We start from the raw sequence: 21691 nt of genomic DNA, 5'->3' as shown, positions 1-21691 counted from the left end.
GGTTAAATTATTATTTATTATTGAATTAAAAAGGGTTTGGAGATTCTATCCCTACATGAGAATTAAATTTAATCATCAAAGGGTTTGGAAACCAAACTGCACCGCTCACAGGATTTAAAATCCTGTGAAACGGCGTGCAGTGCATTCCGCACCCCTACAGTAATAATAATTTTATATTTTTCTGCCGTCTAAAAATTCCCAGATATATTGATTAACGAGATCGGGTTTTTCCTGTTGTACCCAATGACTACAGTTAGGAATATATTTAATCGTTAAATATCTGACAAATTCTTCGGTTCCATAGGTTAATTCTTTTCCTAATGCGACATCATTTTCGCCCCAAATCATTAAGGTAGGAGTTTCTAAAATTGTCCAATTATCATTAGATTGATTCAACAAATATTGAAAGATACAACGATAATAATTAATCATAGCTGTTAATGCACCTCTTTTAGCCGCAGCGTCTTTATAAACATTCAAATCAGCTTGACTAAAAATCGTTTCATCAACCGCCATTCTTGTAAACATAGAGGCAAGAATTTCATAATCATTAAACTGAATTAACCATTCGGGTAATAGGGGAATTTGGAAAAAGAAAACATACCAACTTTTTAGAAGTTGTTCAAAAGTTGTTAAACCTTGTTTAAATTTAGCAGGATGGGGTAAATTAAGGACAATTAATTTTTCGACCATATTGGGATAATTATAGGCAAAATTCCAAGCGATCATCCCTCCCCAATCATGACCAACTAAGATACAATCCTCATAACCTAATCCTTTAATAACACCTTCGACATCTTTCATTAATTCGCTCATTTGATAAGCTTCTACTTCAGATGGCTTATCACTTTCGTTGTAACCTCTTAAGTCTAAAGCAACAACTTTATAGTCTTGAGAAAATTCTGGGATTTGATGCCGCCAAGAATACCAAAATTCAGGGAATCCATGCAAGAATAAAATTAACTTACCTTCGCCTTGGCTGACGTAATGCAATTGAATATTGTTGGTTTCAATAAATCCATCTTGCCATGTGTGTCTTAAAGTTGTCATTGTTTTTTTCCTCTCCCTTAGATTTTCTTTGATTTGAGAAAAATCAATTACAATTTAAAATTGAAGTGATTTAGCTTCTTATTGAAATGGTATAAAAGCCAACTGATATTTTAAATAGACTAATGGTAGATTATAAACTAGAATTTTTTTTATAATTTTCTTTCTTTAAGAAAGTTCTTTCTTTTGGTGTGAGGAGTAAAATGTTAATCAACCTAAAAAAAGTCTTAAGAAATCAAGGCTTAGTCACTGTTAGTGCGATGTTGTTGGGAAGTCCAGCATTAGCCGATGAACTTCATCAACCTTCAGTTAACCAAATTCAAAACAATAAAACAACGTCTCTTTCTGAGTCTTTATACGAAGCGCAAACCTTTTCATCAATGACTCAGAATAACCCCATGAGTCAAATAACCAACGTTAATGAACTAAAAGACGTTGCACCGACTGCATGGGCATATGAAGCCCTCAGAAGCCTTGTAGAACGCTATGGTTGTATTGTAGGATATCCTGACCGTACTTTTCGTGGAAATCGGGCGTTAAGTCGTTGGGAGTTTGCAGCAGGGTTAAACGCTTGTTTAAATACCATAGAACGTTTAATACAAGAGGGTGTTACTGTCTTAAAAGAAGATATCGATAAACTTCGCCGACTCGCCCAAGAATTTGATGCTGAACTCGCAGCATTAGGTGCTAGAGTTGATAATCTAGAGCAAAGAGTCGCTTTTCTTGAAGATCATCAGTTTTCTACCACAACAAAATTAAATGGTGATGTAATAATGGTAGCCTCTGGTGTTTGGGGTAATGAACAAGCTAACGCACCTGCAGGAACAGATTTAGAAGATAATCAGATTACACTTAATTACCGCTATCGAGCGAATTTTGATACCAGCTTTACGGGTGAAGATAGATTACAAGTGCGTCTACAAACCTCTAATATTGTCTTTGCACGAGGTGGTAGTAATTTAACTGATTTTAACTTTGCCGCACCTGGAGATAATCAGCTTACCATTAATAAATTACAATATCGTTTTCCAGTCACCGATCAATTAACCGCTTGGATTAGTGGTGTTAAAGTAACATTAGATGATATATCCGATCCATTAGCTCCTTTTACGGGTTCTTTTACTGAAGGTGCATTATCTTACTTTGGTGCGATCGCTCCGATTTATGTTTTGAGTGATAATCTAGGAACAGGGTTAGGCTTACTCTACGAATTTAGCAAATCTTTAAATCTGAGTGCTTTTTATTCTGCGGGAAATGGAAACAACCCGGAAGCTGGTAACGGTTTATTTAATGGTAACTACGTTGTCGGATCTCAGTTAACGTATGCAGCGACTAGCACTCTTAATTTAGCAGTTGCCTACTCACATAATTATATTCCAGATGATCAGTTTAATTCTTTTTCGCTATTGGGTTATACAGGTGTATCTAATAGCGATAATCCGTTTAATGATAATGCTACAGCATCAGATAACCTCGCGCTCTTATTTGCGTGGCGTATTATTCCCCAAATTAGTATAGAAGGTTGGGGAATGTATACTAGAGCATATGCTCAAGGTGGACTTAGAGACGGTGATACAGCCGATATTTGGAACTGGAAATTTAGTTTAGCGTTCCCTGATTTATTTAAAGAAGGTAATGTTGGAGTAGTGACGATCGGACAGCCACCCTATGCCGCTTATATTAGCAATGATAACAATATTGCGGATGTCACCGAAGCAACTAAAGACAATCCTTGGTTAGTGGAAACGTTTTATGTTTACCAGATTAACGATAATATTTCCGTGACTCCAGGTGTTTATGTCGGTATTAACCCCGAAAATAACCGAGATCCCTTATGGGTTGGGGCTATTCGGGGAAGCTTCAAGTTTTAAACTATAGGTAGGGTTTTAGTTGTTAAACCCTACAAAGCGATTAAAAAAAAATTCGATTCATGTCTTGCTTTTTTTCGGTGTTGTTGCTATGATTAGTAATCGTGACAAACATTCCTCGGTAGCTCAGTGGTAGAGCGGTCGGCTGTTAACCGATTGGTCGTAGGTTCGAATCCCACCCGGGGAGTTTAGTAAAAATGTACTACAAAAAGGTTCAGTAATTCTTAATTATAGCCCTAAAGTGAATTGCTGCATGAGATCATTTTAGATCCGTTTCATCGTATATAGGATCATAATAGGATCAGGGATTCAATCGGCATTTAAAAAGGAGTCTAGCTAAGATATCAACGGTAACAGATTCAGACTTAAAAGAGTTAAAAGACTTTTTTACATTGCGATTTGATAGGCTAGAAGACCGATTTGATAGGCTAGAAGACCGATTTGATAGGCTAGAAGACCGATTTGATAAGCTAGAAGGAGAAGTCAACAGTATAAGAGTTGAATTAGGGACGGTTAAAGGGGAGGTAACAGGCATAAATAAACGGATTGATGATTTTAATACCCGTCTTAACACTTTTACAATAGGCTTTTTGAGTATTGTCGGAATTTTAGTCACAGGAATCTTAGGAATTGTGGGAAAAGTTGCGGAAGGCAACTGCCCATCCGAGTTCTGACTTTTAAAGTCACAACGAGAGGCAGTAGTATTTTTCCCGAATCCTTAAATTATATTGATGGTGTAAACATTAAACATCTTATTATATCTAAGAAAAACCAGTTAATTTTTCTTTTTGCAGATCCCAAAATACAATAGATTCCTGCTGTGATTGTAAAATGAGTTGTTGAGTTTGCTGTATTTCTCCCACCACTTCACAGACTAAATTTGAAGCGTGAAAAAGCGATCGCACCTCCGCTACTTTTTCGGGACGAACACTCAAAAGAAAGCCAAAACTCGGAAAACTAACCAACCAACTTAAGAGTGTTAAATTAGAGGGACAAGGAACAAGATCAAGATTTAAAACGGCTCCACAGTGAGAGGTTTCGAGTAACATCAGCAGTGTACCAATAATTCCCCCCATACTAATATCTTTGCCCGCATCACATAAACCAGTTTCGGCTAAATAGGGTAAAAGTTCTAAATTTTCTCGTAGTTGAAGGGGATCTGCTTCAGTTGCTGCATTCCAAAAAGGATAATTTGGATGAGATTTACCGCGAAAATCAGTAACAACAAGGAGTAAATCACCGCATTGAGCCGAAAAACTGCTGATTAAACGCTTGGCACGTCCTAAAATGGCTACAGATAGGGCATTATAGGGGCTATGACAGTTGGTATGACCGCCCACAATAGGGATATTGTAAGCTTGTGCGGCTGCCGTCATTCCGTCCCAAATGGGCGTAGTATCGCTTGTTGATTGGCTCCAGATTGTATCTACAATAGCGATCGGACGACCACCCATTGCATAGATATCACTAACATTTACCATGACTGCTGACCAACCAGCAAACCAAGGATCGGTTTCTATTAGTTGGGGTAACATTCCCTCTGCTGCAAATAATAAATATTCGTCACCATCAGGAATAGCGGCACAATCATCACCGATGGGAATATTGCTATTTTTTAATATATGCGCTGCGGTTTGAATATCTTGCTTTTGTAAAAGACTAAGAGACTGTCGAAGTTGTGCGGCTTTCTCTGAGAGCATTTTGATCAATGAAAACGTTCTTTAACTTAAGCGTAGCAGGAAAAAACCGACTATTTCTAAGGTTCGATGCTTACTTTTACACGCTCATGTTAGATTTTCTAGTAACTGAAGCTTAAAGCTAATTCTTTTATGATTCCACTGTGGTTACAAGCAGGATTTTGGGGATTGGTTAGTGGTTCTGCACTTTTACTCGGAGCATTACTCGGCTATTTTCTCCGTATTCCTCAAAGATTAATCGCCGCGATTATGGCTTTTGGTTCAGGTGTACTTATTTCAGCTTTAGCATTCGAGTTGATGGATGAAGCTTATCACCGAGGAGGTTTTGACTCCACTGCGATCGGTTTTGTTAGTGGTGCGCTGGTTTATACACTAGCTAACTGGTATTTAGAATCTTATGGTGCAAAACATCGTAAGCGATCGGGCAAACTGCATCCCTCAGAAGAAGAACACTCTGGAAGTGGTTTAGCAATTGCGATCGGTGCGTTACTCGATGGTATACCTGAATCTATAGTCGTGGGAGTTAGTCTTATTGGAGGAGGGGTTGTTAGTTGGGTAACTGTTGCTGCGGTTTTTCTTTCTAATATTCCCGAAGGACTTTCTAGTGCAGCAGGGATGAAGCAGGCGGGACGTTCTATAGGTTATATTTTTGGAGTATGGGGAACAATTACGCTCCTTTCTGGTGTAGCTGCACTCATTGGTTATACAGTCTTCCAACATTTTTCAGTAGAGGTGATCGCGGCAACAACGGCTATTGCAGCAGGGGCAATTCTAGCCATGTTAGTCGATACTATGATTCCAGAAGCTTTCGAGAAAACACATAATTTTGCAGGTCTTATTACTGTTTTCGGCTTTCTTGTTGCTTTTGTTCTCAGTAAGTTAGGGGGAGGGTGAAAAATTTAGAGATTTTTATAAGCTACTCACGTTTTTTCAATCTGCGATCGTACATATACAGCTAACGGCTATACTCAGTAACTTCCTTAAACCCAATACAATAAAGTTGTTATGTTTTATGGCTCTTGATGTATATTTCGTTCCTTGCGGCCATTTCTCGTTTCACTCGTTCAACCACATCAATAGAGTTGATTACTCTAAGCCAATGTAGAAACTCTTCATCGCTATTATCACCACCTACATAGCAAATACCAATTGCTCTTTGCTGACGTATTTTCATGTGACCAAAAAGGCCTTGCATATCCAATTTGTGTAGGACGTTTAATGCTAATTGATTAAGTTTTCCGTCGTATAGTTCCATCAATTGGTCATTATGAGCATCTATGAGAAGTTGATTAGCATAATTGAAGTAATTTCCATTATAGCTAGGATACCAACCGTCTTCAGGACTTCCCCAACGTAACTCAATACGTTTCTCATTTATTTGTAGCTCATTAAAATAACTTTCTGCATATTTTTTCGCAATACGAGTCAGCCCTTCTTCTGTTGCTGCAACTGCTTCTAGAGAAGTGCCTTCACAACTAACCTCCAGTAAAAAAGCATACATTGTTTCATTAGGCCAATTATTCTCAAAAGCTACAAGAAACTCTCGAATTCCCTGAGTGATAGCATTTTGAATAATGATAAACTTCTTTTCATTATTTTCTGACATATCGCCAATGAATATAAATATACTAAAAAGAATTGAGAGCAGATCTGTTTAATTCAGCAGAACAATTTTTACATTACTCAAGGAAAGTGAGATGGTGAGGCGTGTGTAATCGAAGTTTCGATTTATGCCTTCTTACCTGCTACTGGTTCAGCTATATTTTCCATATCGACCAAATTCCACTTTAAACCTTTGCTCCTATATATACGCTTCTGCAAATTTGGATAGTCACCGATATCATGGTCTAGCCTTTGACCAACTACTATACATTTGAATATAGAATTGCCCGTGTTTTTCAGCTTGTGCGGCTTACCACCAGCGCGATATCCAATAAAATCTCCTGCTTTAACTCGATAAACGCTTTCTCCAATTGTTGCCTCAGCTTCTCCTAAGAGAACGTATACGCACTCTTCTTCTTGATAGTGCATATGAAGCTCCGTTGATTCACGTCCAGGCTCTACTTCAATGATGTGGAAACCAATATTTTTTAAACCTGTCAAATCTCCTAAAGATTTATTCAGTCTGCGAGCATTGGAGTTGAGAAAATGTGTTTTTTCTAGACCTTCATAAGACTCAATCTCTTCTTTGGTAACTAAATACTTTTCCATTTCTTGATACCAAGGTGCTAAAAAAATTTGATGGTGAACAAGCGAGAAGCTTAAAGATGAATTAAGACGGAAGTTAAAACAGGTTCAAGGGTTCCATCGAGAGCAGAAGTGATCTCTTTTAGAAAGTGGATAGGATTATATCATCACCTCGTTATTAAGTGCAACTTCATCGAGAATTAATATAAATTAATTTTATCAAAGAACAGTTAAATATAATTAATAATTATTTTTTCAGTTTTCTGTTGAGATAAATAATTAATATTCGTATATTTTATTCGGTTAAATGGTTCATGACTCGGAGGATAGAAATTTAGATCGGCTTCCATTAAGTGATGAGGTCGATCGCATATAATCAGTTCTTCTAGTGATTTCCAGTGTAACCGTTGAAAGAAGCGGACATTTTGTAACTGCACGGTTGCGAGAAACTGTGTACACCCCCAAGTATTCGCGGTTGTGACGGCTTTTTCAATGAGTCCTTTTCCAATTTGCCAACCTTTGCGATAATCTTGATGGGTTCCAAGTCTGCCACCATACCAGATACTTGGTTCGACTTCATAAATTCGGACGACTCCTAGAACCTGATGAGTATCGCTATTGAGTGCCACAATAGGATAAGCATACTGATCGATTTCATCTACATCATCTTGGAATAATTGTTGTTCAAGAACAAAGATCGAATGACGTAGAGCAAAATAAGCGGAGATTTCCTCAGCATTTTGAGCTAATCTGAATTGATATGACATATTCAAACCTATTTTTCATGCGCTAGAAAGAGCCGAACAAGCACCACATTTCGCACAACCCGCTTTAATGTCTGCTGATGACATTCCTGAGCGTTTTAACATTGTTCCAACTTGTTGATAAATTGTGAACATTAATTCGCTATTGGGTGCGCTCTGTTGAGCGAGAGGGGTTCCTGTAATGGGGACAAACGGCACGACAAAAGGATAAACACCGATTGAAATTAAGCGATCGCATATATCTAAAATTGCCTCTAAGCTATCCCCCAAACCGACCAGTATATAAGTACTGACTTGATTCCAACCAAAGACTTTAACAGCTTCAGCAAAGGCTTTAAAATAATACTCAATCGGGACTGTTGCTTTACCTGGCATTATTTTAGCGCGGACGTGGGGTTCAATGGTTTCTAGGTGCATTCCTAAAGTATCTATTCCTGCGGTTTTCATGCGTTCAAACCAGATAAAATCATCGGGTGGCTCACATTGCGCTTGAATAGGAATATTAACTTTAGTAGAAATAGCTTTAGCACATTCACTCAGATAAGCTGCACCCCGATCAGTTGTATTCGGGGTTCCTGTTGTCATCACCATCTGTGTCACTCCATCGAGTCTGACGGCTGCTTCTGCGACTTCTGCGAGTTGATGAGGCGTTTTCTTAGCGATCGTTCTACCTGCTTCTAGAGATTGTCCAATGGCGCAAAACTGACAAGCTGTAGTCGGCTCGCTATAACGCATACAGGTTTGTAATACTGTAGTGGCTAATACATCTCGACTATGAAGTAGGGCGATTTTCCAGTAAGGAATTCCATCAGATGTGGTCAGGCTGTAGAATTGGGGAGGTTTGGGAAAATCGAGCGATGCTATAAATTCCCCATGACGTTTTAAAACCATTTGATTAGACACAGTATAAGGCGATCGCGTGGCAGGTTCATTGTAAATAGGAACCATTACGGTTGTCCCTTCTATCGTCACTGCTTTATGATCGGATGGCCCGGCTCCTCCTTTGCGTCCTGATGCCCCCTGTTCAGAATCAATTAATTGGAGTCCATAAGACTGTAATTCTGTAATTAGCCGTTGTTTGTTCATTTTCTATGTTTTTGGGATAAAAACGTCTGCATCGCTGGTAAACTGCCATTTATACTCTTCAATTAAGGTTCTTGCTTCGGTATTCATGTGCAGTTGTAATAAATCAGGGCGGGAATAGTGACCAACCGAGTCCATCATCCGTTTACGTTTGGTGATTAGGGAAAAATCGAGATCCGCGATCGCCATTCCTTCTCCTTCAGTGATAGGTGAACACAAATGAGTCCCTTCTGGGCTGATAATTGCTGTATTACAACCACCCTTTAAAACACGCTGTAACTGCTCATCTGGGGTAATTTGACCAACTTGCTCAGGAGATAGCCAACTGGTGGCATTAACCACAAAACAGCCCGCTTCAAGAGCATGATGTCGGATGGTGACTTCAATTTGATCAGTAAAAATCTGACCCACAAGTGAGCCTGGAAATTGGGCGCAGTGAATTTGTTCGTGCTGTGCCATCAGTGCAAAACGAGCCAAGGGGTTATAGTGTTCCCAACAAGCAAGACAACCCAGTTTACCAACGGCTGTATCTAACACTTTTAGTCCCGAACCGTCACCCTGTCCCCAAACCATGCGTTCATGATATGTGGGAGTAATTTTACGTCTTTTTAGTAAAAGTGTACCATCGGCATCAAAAATCAGTTGAGTGTTATACAGTGATCCTTGATCCCGTTCATTGATCCCCAAGACAACAACCATTTCATAGGTACGGGCAGCACTACAAAAGGCATCAGTTACGGGACTCGGTACAATGACAGCTTCTTCATATAGCCGCATATGTTCTTTACCCATCAACACAGGGGGTTGAATAAAGGAAAAGTAGGGATAGTAGGGGATCAAGGTTTCTGGAAAAACGATCAATTGCACGCCTTGCGTTGCAGCTTTGGCGATCGCTTGTAACACCTTTTCGGTTGTGCCATCCCGACTAAACAAAACTGGGCTAATTTGTACCGCCGCCGCTCGAACGATGCGTGAGTTGTTCATTTTAGAGCGTCCAAGTATCTAAAATAAATGCGCCATCTTTGCGGTGTAGTAACATTAAATCTAAGACATCAAGGGGATTAATGGGGCGAATACCCGGAATTAAAGACGGTTCACCATGTCCATAAAGTGCTTGTAGGGCAAAGCGACAGGCGTAAACCTTGCCTCCTTCTGACATAAATTTGCTGAGTTGATCATTAAAATTTTGATGTCCTGGAAAGGCAGTATCTCCTATTTTAGGAAAGCCACGCTGTACCCCTAAAGTGACCCCAGGGCCATACAATAAAATCGATGTTTCAAAACCTTTGCGTAATAAGCGTGTTGCTTGCAAAAGATTGACGAAACCAATTGATCCTTCAAAAGCGACGGTATGAAAGGTAACTAATGCTTTTTCGCCTGGTTCGGCTTTAACATCGGGGAATACTTTTTCTTCGTAATCAACAAAAAAATCACCAACTTGATGCGCGGGGGTTGTTACTTCGGGCATGATTTTTTCCTTTTTTAAGCTATGATGCCAGATTAATCGTTGATTAAGGGTGCGTTTTGTAGTTTTTAATACAAAGTTCCTAAATTTAGCAATAAGACTAGGGGGAATTTCGATACACTATTTCAAATTTCATCAACTACCTATCTAAATCGATAGGTTAAAATCATTAACTCTGTAGAGACGCGATCAGTGAATTATGAACTAATACTAGAAACTACAGATTGAGTATCTTGCTTTTGCAAAAAACTTAGAGATTGTCAAAATTACTTCGCAAGAGCAAGATAAGGCTAAGATACTTAAAGAACTAAGATTGCTTTTTCTTGAAAATCGAACCTGCACCAAGGGCACCCAAGGCGAGTAAACTTAAAATAGAGCTAGGTTCGGGAGACTGTACCTCAAGCTCTTGGCTGGCTGGCTCGAATAGACTCGTAATATCGTTGCCTTGGTCATCGAATGCAGAAATTAGCTCAACTTTGTAGTCAAATACTCCATCATTAACCAGTCCTGGCTGTACTGTATAAGTAGCTGTACCAAAATCTAATTGACTATTTGGGACTAATCCTAAGCCACCCCCAAGCTCAATTGTGCCTACGGTAAAAGGAGGGGTAACAATATCCGATATTACAGTACGGTCGAAAAGCGCATCTGCTGCAGGCGTTAAAGCAGCACTATCGAGCAGAATCTCAGTATTATCTCTCGTTACTACATAAGTAAAAGACTGCAATGTGTTAGCGAGGCCTGTCGTATCAATACCTAAAGTAAAAGTAAATTGCTGTCCAACCTGAACAACTAGATCGTTGATCGGATCACTATCGATCTGTGATCCAGTTGGTTTAAATGATATCGAAGCTGAATAAGCAGGCGCAACCATTCCTAAAAGAACGGCAGTTAGTGAAAGTCGAGTTAAGAAATTTTTCATGATTGTTACCGAAAAAGATCAAGTTAAGTTTGGTGTACTAAAAAAATATGAAGAAAAACCATAATCTTCATAGATTTTCATAGATTAGAGCCAAAAAATTGAATAATTCTTTAGATACCATCAATAAAACCACAAAATTATTTTTTTTGTTGAATTGTAACTAAAATTTAAACTTGTAATGTGCTAAATCTAGTAATAAGAGTAGAAGTAGGTAAATTTTTTAATTTTACTGATAATCTTTATTATTACTGTAACTTATTTAATTAAGAGTAAATATTAATAAAGTTGGTATTACTGATCCCCTATGAACCCAGTAAAAATTCATTAACGATACTCCAATCACTCTGATAAGACACTTTCTTTCGAGAAATTATACAATCTGCTAAATACAAAGCATCCCGCGCAATCCCAGAAAATCTGCCTGATCCCCAAGTATATAACCAAGGAAGACCTAAAAAATATAAACCAGAAACATTAGTTACACCGCGTTTGTGTCCAGGATATCCTTTACCATCAAATACAGGGATTTCGATCCAACTAAAATCAGATTGATAGCCCGTACACCAAATCACTGTACCAATATTTGCTTCAATATAATCTAAGATTAAATTTTCGGTTTCTGGCTGCCAAACGGGTTGATAAGGGGGTTCTACTGGTGCTTGAATTCGATTTTTTTCAATAAATCCGTCAATGGTTTTCTTAATATTTTCGGCAACACTATCAGCATAATCTAAATTTTCTTTGAGATCGTTCCAAAATTCCAGTTGATTATCATTAATATTTTTTAATCTACCGTGTAATTGCATTCCTTCTAGGGCAAATGAACGTAAATCTATTTCGCGCCCGCCATCACGTCCAGTAACATAATGATTTGCTTTATTTCTGACTTTTTCTTTTTGAGGATGTTCATCAATAGATAGGTCATAATATCCCATTTGAGCCAGCCATTCGACAACATCTTTACCTCGATATTTTCTCGGCGATCGCGGTGCGCCTCCTACGCATAAATGAACTTTTTTTCCGCTAAGATGGAGATCTTCGGCAATTTGACAGCCAGATTGACCCGTACCAACGACTAATACACTTTTATCAGGTAAAGACTGAGGATTTCTATATTCTGATGAGTGTAATTGTACGATCGATTTAGGAAAGCGAGCCGCAATGAGAGGAATTCTAGGCTGATGATAACTTCCGGCGGCTATAACCACTTGATCTGCTGTATAATCGCCAATAGATGTCGTTAATTCAAAACAGTCTTGATTATCACTGCGAACACTCAAGACTTCTACGCCTTCCTTGATGGGTGGCTCAAAGGATTGAGCGTATGCTTCAATATATTGAACGATTTCGTCTTTTTGCATAAACCCATTAGGGTCATTTCCAGTATAAGAATACCCTGGTAGCTGACATTGCCAGTTTGGGGTGACTAAACAAAAAGTGTCCCAACGTTTGGCACGCCATGAATAGCCGATCTGATTTTTTTCAAAAACAATATGGTCTAAGCTTTTCTGTTTTAAGCAATAGCTCATCGATAGACCCGCTTGACCCCCGCCGACGATCGCAACCGAATAATGATTATTCATAGACTTACTATGATTTTAATTAGCTTATTTGATGTCAGATTAAGGCGTGCTAAAGGCGAAGTTTTGTATCTCTTAATACGAAACTTTGTAGTCTAACTATTATGGGCGGAAATGCTTGAAATGACTTAAAAAAGCCAAAAAAACCTATCTAAATTGGGAAAAACCCAATTTTTGAGGAATAACGTTAATTTTTTTTAAGACAAGCTTTGTAATAAGTTTTTGAGTGGTTAGTAAAAATATGTTTACATAATTTAAGCTAAAATGACAATAGTAGTTTGTTCGGCCTAAAAATAGATTTGATGAATTTGCCTGAGTTAGAGCGTGTAATTTATGAGCGCAACCCTCTAGTCGAGGTTGTGTGCCAATTACGTTTTCCACCTATACTCAAGATTTCTCATCAAGAGCCTGTTGAGTTTCAGGATAAGATTAGACTTCAATATCCGCTCTTTGAAATAACTCAATCACAAGTACCATCTGAAATTGTAAAAGTAGTCCAACAGTTTGGTTTACCTCTGCAAAGTGACATTGCTTATAGTTTTAGATCTGAAGATCAAAAATGGCATCTATCTATCACCAAGGATTTCATTGCGCTAACTACGTCTAAATATGAAAGATATGAGCAGTTTAAACAACGTCTTAAGGAAGCTGTAGAAATTTTTGAGAAAATATATGAGCCATCATTTTATACAAGAGTTGGACTTCGGTATCAAGACTTGATTATCCGTTCCAACCTAGAATTGGAGGATAAAAACTGGTCAGATTTAATCGCCAAGCATATTGCTTCAGAATTACATGATTCAGAACTTTCCTCCCTAATTCAAACTTTATCTAAAAATATGGTTTTGAAGACAGAAGATGTTCAAGTTATCTTAAATCATGGACTTGTTACTGTCAAAGAACCGCATAAAGAAGATGAAGTTGCTTACTTATTTGATGCTGATTTTTATATAGAACAAAAAATCAAGAGGGATGGAAATGTCTGGAACGTACTCGATCAGTTCAACAAGTCTGCCAGAAAGCTTTTTAGGTGGAGTATCACAGATACCCTCCACAAAGCCATGCAACCCCAAAGAGTTGATGAGACAAAAGTATAGTCAAACCTCAACAGGAATTGCTACAGAAAATATTATTTTTGATAGAGAGAATGGAAAACGTATTGTAATTCAATATCCTTCTTTTGATTTGAGTATGTCTGATTGCTCTGTCTCTTTTAAAACTGATTTACCCCTGCCATCGCAGAATAAGTTAATAATGCTGTTAAAATGCTTAGTTTATCTCCAATCTCTACCAGAATTCGCTTTAGAAGAAGCTACTGATAAAATTCAGGAAATTGCTCATTTTTATTCTGATCGTCTTTCTCAAACTAATTTACCTTCTATTTCACCAAGTAGTATTAAAGGTAAATTGAGATCTATACAGGTTAGACCTCCTATTGTTTTGGAACCCTAGATTGTCTGGCAAATTATTTCATGAGAAAACAGGCTATCTATCAAGTTCCAGATCAATTGTCTTCCCTCAGACAAGGAGAAATCTTAACAGGTGTAGTTCAATATAACCCTGTTGCTGAGGAGTTATCACTAGAGCAACAGGAGTTTTCTTTTAATTCTGTAATTCATCCTTATGCAATTGTAGTTACACAAGACTGTGATTTAGATTGGGATTACAGGGCTAGACAAAGTAGCACTACTCAGCTATCAAAATTTTTAAATTCCGTAATTTTATGCGAAATTACAACAGCAAGAGAAGTTAGACATATAGCAGATAAAAATGTTATGAATTCGACAGAATGGGGATTAGTGAAATCCCAACGTCATGAGAGATTCTATTTTTTTGAAAAAATACCTCCACAATGTGATATAGAGCAAGAAGGCTTACCTGAACTGACTGGGGATTTTAAAAAAGTTTTTGGAATAGATGCACCCACTTTATATCGTCAAATTGAACTTGGTATAGTAAAACGGCGAACAGTTCTTGCTAGTCCATACTTAGAGCATTTTTCTCGGCGATATTATAGCTTTCACAGTCGAGTCGCTTTGCCTTTTCAATATGAAAGTGAACGAGAAGGTTAAAAGTGTAAAAAATAAATTTTTATATAAATAAGCTCCAATAGCTAATAACACTGCTTACTCTTGAAAAAATTAGCGCAATTTTTCTAAATTTAATTAGAAACAGCAGAGGGAAAAAATGCTAAAGTTGTAATAACTTTTACGCCAAATTCTTCTTCAAAAATCGGTTTTTTATAATCTAAACTCCACATTTCTAAAGCACAATCATCTTCTGGATTTGCGGGGAATAAATGTAAATGGAGCTTGCGATATTCGGGATCATATTTACATTCTAAATGAGAAATTGCTCCCAATTGACGACGCTCAAGGGCGGCGGCTAAACGAATAATTGCACTGAGTTGTCTAACCATCAGTTGATATTGTTCTGGTAATCTCATGTATTCATCATGTTTTTTCTTAGGTTTATTTTTCCGATGATAACGAGCGAGATTAGCAATAATTTCTAATTCTATTTCGGTATAGCCTAATAATTCTGAATTCCGAATTAAATAATAAGAATGTTTGTGATGAGCAGAATGATTAACATAGTTACCACAGTTATGTAAAATCGAAGCAGCCCAAAGATATTCCCATTCAATCTCACTCCAAAAATGCAATACATTTTGAGTCTGATTAAATATAGTTTTAGCAAATTGGGCGACGTGCTGACTGGATTTTAAATTGACTCCATATTTTTTCGCAATCTTGATCACACTACGTTCTTTAATCTCGCTTTGATATTTTAAGCGATCTTCAATATAGCCGTGAGTGAGCATCCAGTCTAAAATTACGCCTTCTCGTAATGCTCGTTCACAAAGAATAATTTTATCGAGATTCAGTCGGGTCATGGCTTCTAATAAAACGACTGAACCCGCTAGAATAATTTCAGCCCGTTTATCTGACATACCAGGAATAGCCATTCGTTGATCATAGTTGAGGAGCGAAAATCGTTTGACGTATTCTTTAATGTCTTTGCGGGTTAACTGGTAGCCATTAAGCGGACTTGGAACCTCACCATATTTTTCTAAAGCGTTTATAATAGCTAAGGTTTCAATGGTTCCCGATGTGCCGACGAGTCGTAATTCTTCTTCGGGTTTAAGATAGAGACGCATTTCTTCAATTGGACGCTCTAACATACCTCTCACATAAGCTTTGAGGATAGCAAACTCAGTTGGACTAATGGGATCGCTGGTGATAAAATCTTGGGTTAAACGAACTGCACCAACTTTTGTACTACTCAAAAAACGCGGTTCTTTGCTGTCGCCTAAGATTAGTTCAGTTGAACCACCACCAATATCAATAATGACATGGGGTTGCTTCTGAAAGTCCATCCCCGATATAACACCGAGGTAAATGCGTCGGGCTTCTTCTTGTCCAGAAATAAGGTTGACAAAAATACCAACTTCTGCATCTATTCGCTGTAAAAATTTGTGTCCGTTAGCGGCTTCTCTTGTGGCACTGGTAGCAACGGCAATAATCGGGTTAGCATTTAAACTGAGGGCAAGATCTTTACATCGTTTGAGGGCTGCGATCGCTCGTTCCATTGCTTCTAGGGTTAAATTCCCATCAGGGCTACGATCGCCTAATCTTACCGTATCTTTTTCTCTGGCAATAATAGTAAATGCGCTTAAAGAGGGATCAATACGAACAACCACCATATGAACCGAATTGGTTCCAATATCGATCGCAGCGAGGATACAGGGTGTAGATGGATCAAGGGTAGTCAGCTTGGCCCCATTCGTTGTAACTTGGTTGAGAGAATTAACCATAAAATTTATCAGTGTCCTCCAAATCTATCTTTATTTCAAAGACAATTATCAAACTATGACCCAAACTCAGCCCATTCAAGAGCCAACATGGTTAACCCTTTTTCGCTTATTGCGTTGGAATAAACCCGCCGGACGTTTAATTTTGATGATTCCGGCTTTGTGGGCAGTTTTCAGCGCGGCACAGGTGTTACCCCCTTTACCTCTTGTCGGTGTTATTATACTCGGAAGCTTAACCACTAGCGCGGCAGGATGTGTCATTAATGATTTGTGGGATCGCAATATAGATCCTCAAGTTGAACGAACCCGTAACCGTCCTTTAGCCTCTCGTGCTTTGTCGGTCAAAGTTGCTATTATTATCGCTCTAATTGCTCTTGCTTGTGCGGCTGTTTTGGCCTTATATCTAAATTCCCTGAGTTTTTGGCTCTGTGTGGCGGCGGTTCCAGTGATTATTTGTTATCCTTTGGCTAAACGGTTTTTTCCGATTCCTCAGTTAGTTTTATCTATTGCTTGGGGTTTTGCGGTTTTGATTAGTTGGAGTGCGGTTACGGCAAATTTAACGACTCCGACATGGTTACTTTGGGGGGCGACTGTTGCTTGGACTCTGGGTTTTGATACGGTGTACGCGATGTCGGATCGAGAGGATGATCTAAAAGTTGGTATTAATTCGAGTGCGATCTTTTTTGGGAATTATGCGGGTGAAGCTGTTGGGGTATTTTTAGCGATCGCGTCTGGTTTATTAGCCTGTTTAGGGGTTGAAATGCGGCTATCTTGGGCATTCTGGATCGCTTGGAGTATTGCGGTGATCGGTTGGGTTGGACATTATATTCGCCTGCGTCAGCCAGAAATTGAAAAAGCGGCTTATGGCGATATTTTTGCTCAAAATGTCTGGATCGGCTTTATTTTACTGCTCGGAATGATTTTCGGAAAAATTTTCTCATAAATCAAAGAGTCAGACTTTCTGAGTTCCGACTCTTCATTATTCATTCTGCTTAAACATAACTGTATTTTACAAACCTTCATTATTAATTTTCAAAAAATATATGTTAATTATTCAAAATCAAAAACAATTCAAAAGGGGGTTTAATTTATCCAGTTTTTGTGCTAATAGGTAAATTGTTAATGAATTCTTTACTGTTCAGAGTAAACAGAAGAAAAAATCTACAGATTTGATTAATAAATTAACATTAAAACAGTTTGAATGATTCCCACCAAAAACCCTAAAACACCTCCTAAATTAACAATTGCTTGAAGTTCGCTTCTGACGATGCCTTGGATGGCGTTTTCTAAGTTTTCGGGCGAAGTGGCTTTGATACGCTCTATAATAACTTGATCGATGGATAAAATAGGAATAGCTTGAGCAACAAGTTTTTCGAGATCTTCTTCTAAATACCGTTCTAAAATTGATGCTAGTTCTTGACTAATCACTTCTAAAGAACTGGTAAGGACAGAAGACGATTGAAGTCGATTAACAATCACAATAGCCACTTTATCCCAATCTATAGATTGACCAAAATCTTCGATAAATTGCGCTCCATTTTCTTGGATATAAGTTCTAACACTATCTCTGGTGGTTTTTCGGAGTTGGCGAACAGTAGAAATCGGTAAGTTTTCTAAGGAAATATTTTGTAGCCAAACACGTAAACGGTTCCGTATTTCTAAAGATAAAAATAATTCTTTTAAACGAGTATTCGCCACATCTTTTTCATCTAAAAAGAAACTTCTGAGACGGGTTAAGGCATTTTTTACACCTAATAAATTAGCGACGACCCAATAAGTACCACTGGTTTTTTCCCGAAAACCCTCATCAATTACTTGAATATTGCGATCGGTTAAAAAATCAATCATAATTTGTCGAATGACATCGGGTGGGATTACTGTTTCTAACATCCAGTCAGAAAATTGACGCGCTTGGGCATCCGAAAGCCGAAAATCGAGTAAGATTTGATCAAAAATTTGATTGAGTTGTGCTTCTAAAAAATCTTCTCGTCTTGCTAATACTTTGAGCAGTCGCGGTAAGGATTCGCCAAACAAATCTCTTAGAATATGAGATAATATTTTCGAGGTTTTTTGCTCTTTATCGTCTCGAATTTTGCTGATCGATAATTGTAATAGCCAAAGAATAGCACTTTGTACTCGTTCGGTTTCTAATAATCGTTTAGCTAGTTTTTGGAGTTCTTCGGGAGTGAGTAAAGAACCCATAATAGTATCTGAAACTCGTTGCGCTAAACGTTCTTGGTTACGCGGAATTAAACCAGGAGTGAAAGGAAGACGACGCTTACCGAAATAAATGGCTCGGTAGGGTCGAAATAACATTGAAATGGCGATATCATTGGTAAAGTATCCAATCAGCGCTCCTGCAACGGGCGGAACGATAAAAGTCCAAACAGATGAAAGATTCAAGGTCGTACAAAAAAAATCAAAATTATTAAGTCAGCTATTTAGTCAGCACCAAAACACCCATTAATCCGCCAGCAATAGGATAATGAACAGCATGGGAAAACTGGGTATTATATCCTAATTTTACTTGTTCAGTCCCAACAGGAAATCGATCAACGCTAGGACTAATATAGGCGTACTCATCCGTTAAATCAAAACGTTTCGCTTGCTCGACAACGATTTGATTGAGATACCATTGTTGAAAGCTGCGTATTAAAGGTTGATGGGGACGATGAAAGTCAAGAATAGCCACTTTTGCACTCGGTTTGAGAACTCGATACAACTCTTTTAAACATTGAGTAATATCTGTTACATTTCTTAGCCCATAGCCCATCGTAGCACAATCGAAAGTCTGATCGCCAAAGGGCAAATTTAGGGCATCTCCTTCAATCCATTCTAGGGGAAGTTGAGGCGTATTTTGTGTGGCGCGTTGTTGGGCGATCGCTAATAATTCTACAGAAAAGTCTAACCCTATCACTTTTCCAGTTTTGCCGACTTGTTGGGCTAACAGTTGAGTTAGATCGCCTGTACCACAGCAAACATCTAACCCCACATCACCGAGTTTAGGTTGACACCATTTCACTGTCATCAGTTTCCAGATCCGATGAAGTCCAAAACTGAGAGACTGGTTGAATTGATCATACACTGGAGCAAGACGATTAAAGATAGCTTGTACTTCTGATGCGGTAACTTGAGTGTTAGTCATAAATGGCGAGACGAATTGATTTTCTCTATTCTTATTATCTCAAGCGTGAATCGTTAAGGGAAGTTGTTTAACTTAAAAACTTAATGAAAAATACTGACTTTTTTTATACATAAATTCTGAAATCTCAGAGATAATGAAGTCAGGGTCATTGAATTGTTAATAAATATTTCTTAAGTAAGCTGAGTTTATTTTCTAAGAAAATGGGAATAATAATATTATCACTCAGCTAGACTATTCGCTCCGTCTACATTTTTTTTTAATCATGCTCACATCCGCTTTTTCTCATCTTCATTGGGTTAAAAAACTAGGTCAGTTCGGCATACTCTTTGTTATTTTGGGATTGGGTTTAGCCTCTCCTGCTACATCGGCTGAACGAGTTAATTTAAAATTAGGTTTTTTTGAGCAATCTGTCTCTATTGAAGAATTAAAAAAATATGCGAAAACAGGTGAGTTATCCTCTAATCTACAACCTTATCGCTTTGTTTTTAATGCTGAAGTACAAAAAGCTTTACAAAAGAAACTGCATATAGATTCTTTTTTAGCTCAACAGTTTTTAAAAGATTTATTATATTTACCCGATGGAAAAAAGTTAATTAAAGAACTGAGTTTTATTTTAAGTGATAGTTCGGATGAACAGATTATCAAATCACTTTTTTTGACGATACATAAATCAGATAATATTAGTTTTTTGACTTTTTTAGAAGCTTATCCCGAAGAAAAAATAACAATTGATCTAAGTGCGATCGCTAAAATTGCCGCTCAAATTAATTTATCGTATCTACAAAATAAGCTTTTAAGTCCTCGACTTACTCATGATTTAAAAATTGCCTCTTCACAGAGCTTACCTCAAAACTTTTCGCCAGCTTCAGAGGGCGTAGAAAAAGTTTATAAAGATAGTCGAATGTTTTTCGATCAAGAAAGAAATCGACGGATTGTTACAGATATTTATTATAGCTTTAATCCTCGTGGTCCATTAGTCGTTATGTCTCATGGGTTCGCTGCTGATCGTCGTTTTTTGAGTTATTTAGCTGATCATTTAGCGTCTCATGGTTTAACGGTTGTTTCGGTTGAACATCCAGGCAGTAATATTAATGCTTTAATTGATGTTTCTTCCCAAGCAAAAATTAGTCAAATTCTCCCCGCTTCAGAATTTATTAATCGTCCGAAAGATATTAGTTTTATTTTAAATGAACTGGAAAAAATGAATCGTGAAACGGTTTATTATAAAGGAATATTTAATACCCAAAAAGTTAGTATTATTGGTCATTCTTTTGGCGGTTATACAGCTTTAGCTTTAGCGGGTGGGGTATTAAATCCTAAAGAACTTCGTAAGTTTTGTCAAAATTCTAACCCGTTAGAACGTTCTCCTGCCGACTGGTTACAATGTGCTGCGGCTGAATTACCATATGGTAATATATATTTAAAAGATCGAAGAATTGTCCAAGCGATCGCATTTAATCCAATTATCGGTCATTTATTTGCCCAAGATCTTTCAACGGTGAATATTCCTACTATGATTTTAACTTCTACGGAAGATGGAATTACTCCAATAGTGCCACATCAATTACAACCTTTTCAACGGATAAAAGGCAAAAAATATTTAGTTGTTGCTGCGGGTGCAACTCATATGAGTGTTACGGATATTAGTTACTTAAATAGTGCGATGGGACAAAGTACATTAGTTCGGGAAATTATGGATAAAAAAGCTGATCCTGTACGAGAAATGGCACGAGGTTTAAGTTTAGCCTTTATTCAACAAATGTCGGAGCAAGCAGATATTTATAAACCCTATCTCAGTGCAACATATGTCCAATCTTTATCCAGCAAAGAAATTAATTTACGTCTCACTGATCAGCTACCCGATAGTATTGTGACATGGCTGAAAGTGTTACATAAAGACTATCCAAAATCAGCGTCTATTTCCACTTATTCTGAGCATTCACTACTCAATCAACTTCACAACAACTGGATACACTTTAAAAGTTTTGTTGAACCGACAGAAGCTTATACAGGTCATCTAGAACCGATTTTTACCGACTTACTCAAACATTATCGCCAAAAAACCAATCAATTTGGTTAAAACTTGAAAAAATTCATTCAATAAGAAGAAGCAGTCGGG

At 37.8% G+C, this 21691-nt stretch carries 21 protein-coding genes and 1 tRNA gene; 9 read left to right on the top strand and 13 right to left on the bottom strand.

Annotated features, from left to right (window positions below; translation table 11 throughout):
• Positions 1-171: 171 nt before the first annotated feature.
• Positions 172-1050 (bottom strand): alpha/beta fold hydrolase, encoded by an 879-nt coding sequence (locus C7H19_RS11730; RefSeq protein WP_106457068.1) that lies wholly within the window; start codon positions 1048-1050, stop codon positions 172-174.
• A gap of 200 nt (positions 1051-1250) precedes the next feature.
• Between C7H19_RS11730 and C7H19_RS11725 the strand changes: the two genes are divergently transcribed.
• The 3 genes from C7H19_RS11725 (at position 1251) to C7H19_RS11715 (ending at position 3589) form a co-directional block, all read left to right on the top strand.
• Complete coding sequence (locus C7H19_RS11725; RefSeq protein ID WP_106457067.1) at positions 1251-2918, top strand: iron uptake porin; 1668 nt, start codon at positions 1251-1253, stop codon at positions 2916-2918.
• 112 nt (positions 2919-3030) lie between these two features.
• A tRNA-Asn gene (locus tag C7H19_RS11720) sits at positions 3031-3102 on the top strand.
• 205 nt (positions 3103-3307) lie between these two features.
• The gene (locus C7H19_RS11715) at positions 3308-3589 is read left to right on the top strand and encodes a hypothetical protein (RefSeq protein WP_106457066.1); all 282 of its coding nucleotides are present in this window, start codon (positions 3308-3310) and stop codon (positions 3587-3589) included.
• 87 nt (positions 3590-3676) lie between these two features.
• On the opposite strand, the gene C7H19_RS11710 is transcribed toward C7H19_RS11715, so the two are convergent.
• Complete coding sequence (locus tag C7H19_RS11710; RefSeq protein ID WP_106457065.1) at positions 3677-4615, bottom strand: sll0787 family AIR synthase-like protein; 939 nt, start codon at positions 4613-4615, stop codon at positions 3677-3679.
• A gap of 129 nt (positions 4616-4744) precedes the next feature.
• On the opposite strand from C7H19_RS11710, the gene C7H19_RS11705 reads away from it, so the two are divergent.
• On the top strand, positions 4745-5506 hold the full coding sequence (locus C7H19_RS11705) for a ZIP family metal transporter (RefSeq protein WP_106457064.1): 762 nt from the start codon (positions 4745-4747) through the stop codon (positions 5504-5506).
• Between the two features lie 109 nt (positions 5507-5615).
• Here the strand turns inward: C7H19_RS11705 and C7H19_RS11700 are convergent, their stop codons facing one another.
• The 8 genes from C7H19_RS11700 to C7H19_RS11665 all read right to left on the bottom strand — a co-directional run bounded on the left by C7H19_RS11700 (position 5616) and on the right by C7H19_RS11665 (position 12616).
• Positions 5616-6218 (bottom strand): DUF4303 domain-containing protein, encoded by a 603-nt coding sequence (locus tag C7H19_RS11700; protein ID WP_106457063.1) that lies wholly within the window; start codon positions 6216-6218, stop codon positions 5616-5618.
• 122 nt (positions 6219-6340) lie between these two features.
• A complete protein-coding gene (locus tag C7H19_RS11695) occupies positions 6341-6823 on the bottom strand; it encodes a cupin domain-containing protein (protein ID WP_106457062.1) in 483 nt (160 codons plus the stop codon).
• Positions 6824-7029: 206 nt separating this feature from the next.
• A complete protein-coding gene (locus C7H19_RS11690) occupies positions 7030-7566 on the bottom strand; it encodes an MSMEG_0567/Sll0786 family nitrogen starvation N-acetyltransferase (protein ID WP_106457061.1) in 537 nt (178 codons plus the stop codon).
• Positions 7567-7581: 15 nt separating this feature from the next.
• Positions 7582-8649 carry an MSMEG_0568 family radical SAM protein gene (locus C7H19_RS11685; protein WP_106457060.1) on the bottom strand — a complete coding sequence of 356 codons (1068 nt, stop codon included), beginning with the start codon at positions 8647-8649 and terminating at the stop codon, positions 7582-7584.
• A gap of 3 nt (positions 8650-8652) precedes the next feature.
• Positions 8653-9630, bottom strand: coding sequence for a Nit6803 family nitrilase (locus tag C7H19_RS11680; protein WP_106457059.1), 978 nt, complete (start codon positions 9628-9630; stop codon positions 8653-8655).
• 1 nt (position 9631) lies between these two features.
• Positions 9632-10114, bottom strand: a complete 483-nt coding sequence (locus tag C7H19_RS11675; RefSeq protein ID WP_106457058.1) for an MSMEG_0572/Sll0783 family nitrogen starvation response protein — start codon at positions 10112-10114, stop codon at positions 9632-9634.
• 304 nt (positions 10115-10418) lie between these two features.
• Positions 10419-11033, bottom strand: coding sequence for a PEP-CTERM sorting domain-containing protein (locus C7H19_RS11670; RefSeq protein WP_106457057.1), 615 nt, complete (start codon positions 11031-11033; stop codon positions 10419-10421).
• A gap of 302 nt (positions 11034-11335) precedes the next feature.
• The gene (locus tag C7H19_RS11665) at positions 11336-12616 is read right to left on the bottom strand and encodes an MSMEG_0569 family flavin-dependent oxidoreductase (protein ID WP_106457056.1); all 1281 of its coding nucleotides are present in this window, start codon (positions 12614-12616) and stop codon (positions 11336-11338) included.
• A 299-nt stretch (positions 12617-12915) separates the two neighbouring features.
• Between C7H19_RS11665 and C7H19_RS11660 the strand changes: the two genes are divergently transcribed.
• The 3 genes from C7H19_RS11660 to C7H19_RS11650 are packed head-to-tail and all read left to right on the top strand — an operon-like array spanning position 12916 to position 14685.
• Complete coding sequence (locus C7H19_RS11660; protein ID WP_106457055.1) at positions 12916-13710, top strand: TIGR04255 family protein; 795 nt, start codon at positions 12916-12918, stop codon at positions 13708-13710.
• The gene (locus C7H19_RS11655) at positions 13694-14065 is read left to right on the top strand and encodes a hypothetical protein (RefSeq protein WP_106457054.1); all 372 of its coding nucleotides are present in this window, start codon (positions 13694-13696) and stop codon (positions 14063-14065) included. The genes C7H19_RS11660 and C7H19_RS11655 overlap by 17 nt, the downstream gene beginning before the upstream one ends.
• A 20-nt stretch (positions 14066-14085) precedes the next feature.
• Positions 14086-14685: a hypothetical protein gene (locus tag C7H19_RS11650; RefSeq protein WP_106457053.1), complete on the top strand. Its 600-nt coding sequence runs from the start codon at positions 14086-14088 to the stop codon at positions 14683-14685.
• 89 nt (positions 14686-14774) lie between these two features.
• Here the strand turns inward: C7H19_RS11650 and C7H19_RS11645 are convergent, their stop codons facing one another.
• Positions 14775-16430, bottom strand: coding sequence for a Ppx/GppA phosphatase family protein (locus C7H19_RS11645; RefSeq protein WP_106457052.1), 1656 nt, complete (start codon positions 16428-16430; stop codon positions 14775-14777).
• Positions 16431-16485: 55 nt separating this feature from the next.
• Here C7H19_RS11645 and C7H19_RS11640 point away from each other — a divergent pair, with 55 nt between their 5' ends.
• Entirely contained in the window at positions 16486-17370 is an 885-nt protein-coding gene (locus C7H19_RS11640) for a 4-hydroxybenzoate solanesyltransferase (RefSeq protein ID WP_106457051.1), read from the top strand.
• A gap of 230 nt (positions 17371-17600) precedes the next feature.
• Here the strand turns inward: C7H19_RS11640 and C7H19_RS11635 are convergent, their stop codons facing one another.
• Positions 17601-18830 carry a DUF445 domain-containing protein gene (locus C7H19_RS11635; RefSeq protein ID WP_106457050.1) on the bottom strand — a complete coding sequence of 410 codons (1230 nt, stop codon included), beginning with the start codon at positions 18828-18830 and terminating at the stop codon, positions 17601-17603.
• A 34-nt stretch (positions 18831-18864) separates the two neighbouring features.
• Positions 18865-19572, bottom strand: a complete 708-nt coding sequence (gene ubiE / locus C7H19_RS11630) for a bifunctional demethylmenaquinone methyltransferase/2-methoxy-6-polyprenyl-1,4-benzoquinol methylase UbiE (RefSeq protein WP_106457049.1) — start codon at positions 19570-19572, stop codon at positions 18865-18867.
• Between the two features lie 262 nt (positions 19573-19834).
• On the opposite strand from ubiE, the gene C7H19_RS11625 reads away from it, so the two are divergent.
• Positions 19835-21652, top strand: coding sequence for an alpha/beta hydrolase (locus C7H19_RS11625; RefSeq protein ID WP_106457048.1), 1818 nt, complete (start codon positions 19835-19837; stop codon positions 21650-21652).
• The last annotated feature ends 39 nt before the right edge of the window (positions 21653-21691 follow it).

This window comes from Aphanothece hegewaldii CCALA 016 (assembly GCF_003007785.1).
GTDB classification, from domain to species: domain Bacteria; phylum Cyanobacteriota; class Cyanobacteriia; order Cyanobacteriales; family Microcystaceae; genus Chroococcus; species Chroococcus hegewaldii.
Note: the sequence above shows the minus strand (reverse complement) of the source record. Positions and strands in the feature narration are given on the sequence as shown.

Bases quoted from the DNA above. Each gene is read 5' to 3' on its own strand.
- C7H19_RS11625 (WP_106457048.1), top strand. From the start codon at position 19,835: ATGCTCACATCCGCTTTTTCTCATCTTCATTGGGTTAAAAAACTAGGT.
- C7H19_RS11730 (WP_106457068.1), bottom strand. From the start codon at position 1,050: ATGACAACTTTAAGACACACATGGCAAGATGGATTTATTGAAACCAAC.
- C7H19_RS11665 (WP_106457056.1), bottom strand. From the start codon at position 12,616: ATGAATAATCATTATTCGGTTGCGATCGTCGGCGGGGGTCAAGCGGGT.
- C7H19_RS11680 (WP_106457059.1), bottom strand. From the start codon at position 9,630: ATGAACAACTCACGCATCGTTCGAGCGGCGGCGGTACAAATTAGCCCA.
- C7H19_RS11650 (WP_106457053.1), top strand. From the start codon at position 14,086: ATGAGAAAACAGGCTATCTATCAAGTTCCAGATCAATTGTCTTCCCTC.
- C7H19_RS11655 (WP_106457054.1), top strand. From the start codon at position 13,694: ATGAGACAAAAGTATAGTCAAACCTCAACAGGAATTGCTACAGAAAAT.
- C7H19_RS11645 (WP_106457052.1), bottom strand. From the start codon at position 16,430: ATGGTTAATTCTCTCAACCAAGTTACAACGAATGGGGCCAAGCTGACT.
- C7H19_RS11695 (WP_106457062.1), bottom strand. From the start codon at position 6,823: ATGGAAAAGTATTTAGTTACCAAAGAAGAGATTGAGTCTTATGAAGGT.
- C7H19_RS11675 (WP_106457058.1), bottom strand. From the start codon at position 10,114: ATGCCCGAAGTAACAACCCCCGCGCATCAAGTTGGTGATTTTTTTGTT.
- C7H19_RS11660 (WP_106457055.1), top strand. From the start codon at position 12,916: ATGAATTTGCCTGAGTTAGAGCGTGTAATTTATGAGCGCAACCCTCTA.
- C7H19_RS11725 (WP_106457067.1), top strand. From the start codon at position 1,251: ATGTTAATCAACCTAAAAAAAGTCTTAAGAAATCAAGGCTTAGTCACT.
- C7H19_RS11690 (WP_106457061.1), bottom strand. From the start codon at position 7,566: ATGTCATATCAATTCAGATTAGCTCAAAATGCTGAGGAAATCTCCGCT.
- C7H19_RS11640 (WP_106457051.1), top strand. From the start codon at position 16,486: ATGACCCAAACTCAGCCCATTCAAGAGCCAACATGGTTAACCCTTTTT.
- C7H19_RS11685 (WP_106457060.1), bottom strand. From the start codon at position 8,649: ATGAACAAACAACGGCTAATTACAGAATTACAGTCTTATGGACTCCAA.
- C7H19_RS11700 (WP_106457063.1), bottom strand. From the start codon at position 6,218: ATGTCAGAAAATAATGAAAAGAAGTTTATCATTATTCAAAATGCTATC.
- ubiE (WP_106457049.1), bottom strand. From the start codon at position 19,572: ATGACTAACACTCAAGTTACCGCATCAGAAGTACAAGCTATCTTTAAT.
- C7H19_RS11670 (WP_106457057.1), bottom strand. From the start codon at position 11,033: ATGAAAAATTTCTTAACTCGACTTTCACTAACTGCCGTTCTTTTAGGA.
- C7H19_RS11710 (WP_106457065.1), bottom strand. From the start codon at position 4,615: ATGCTCTCAGAGAAAGCCGCACAACTTCGACAGTCTCTTAGTCTTTTA.
- C7H19_RS11705 (WP_106457064.1), top strand. From the start codon at position 4,745: ATGATTCCACTGTGGTTACAAGCAGGATTTTGGGGATTGGTTAGTGGT.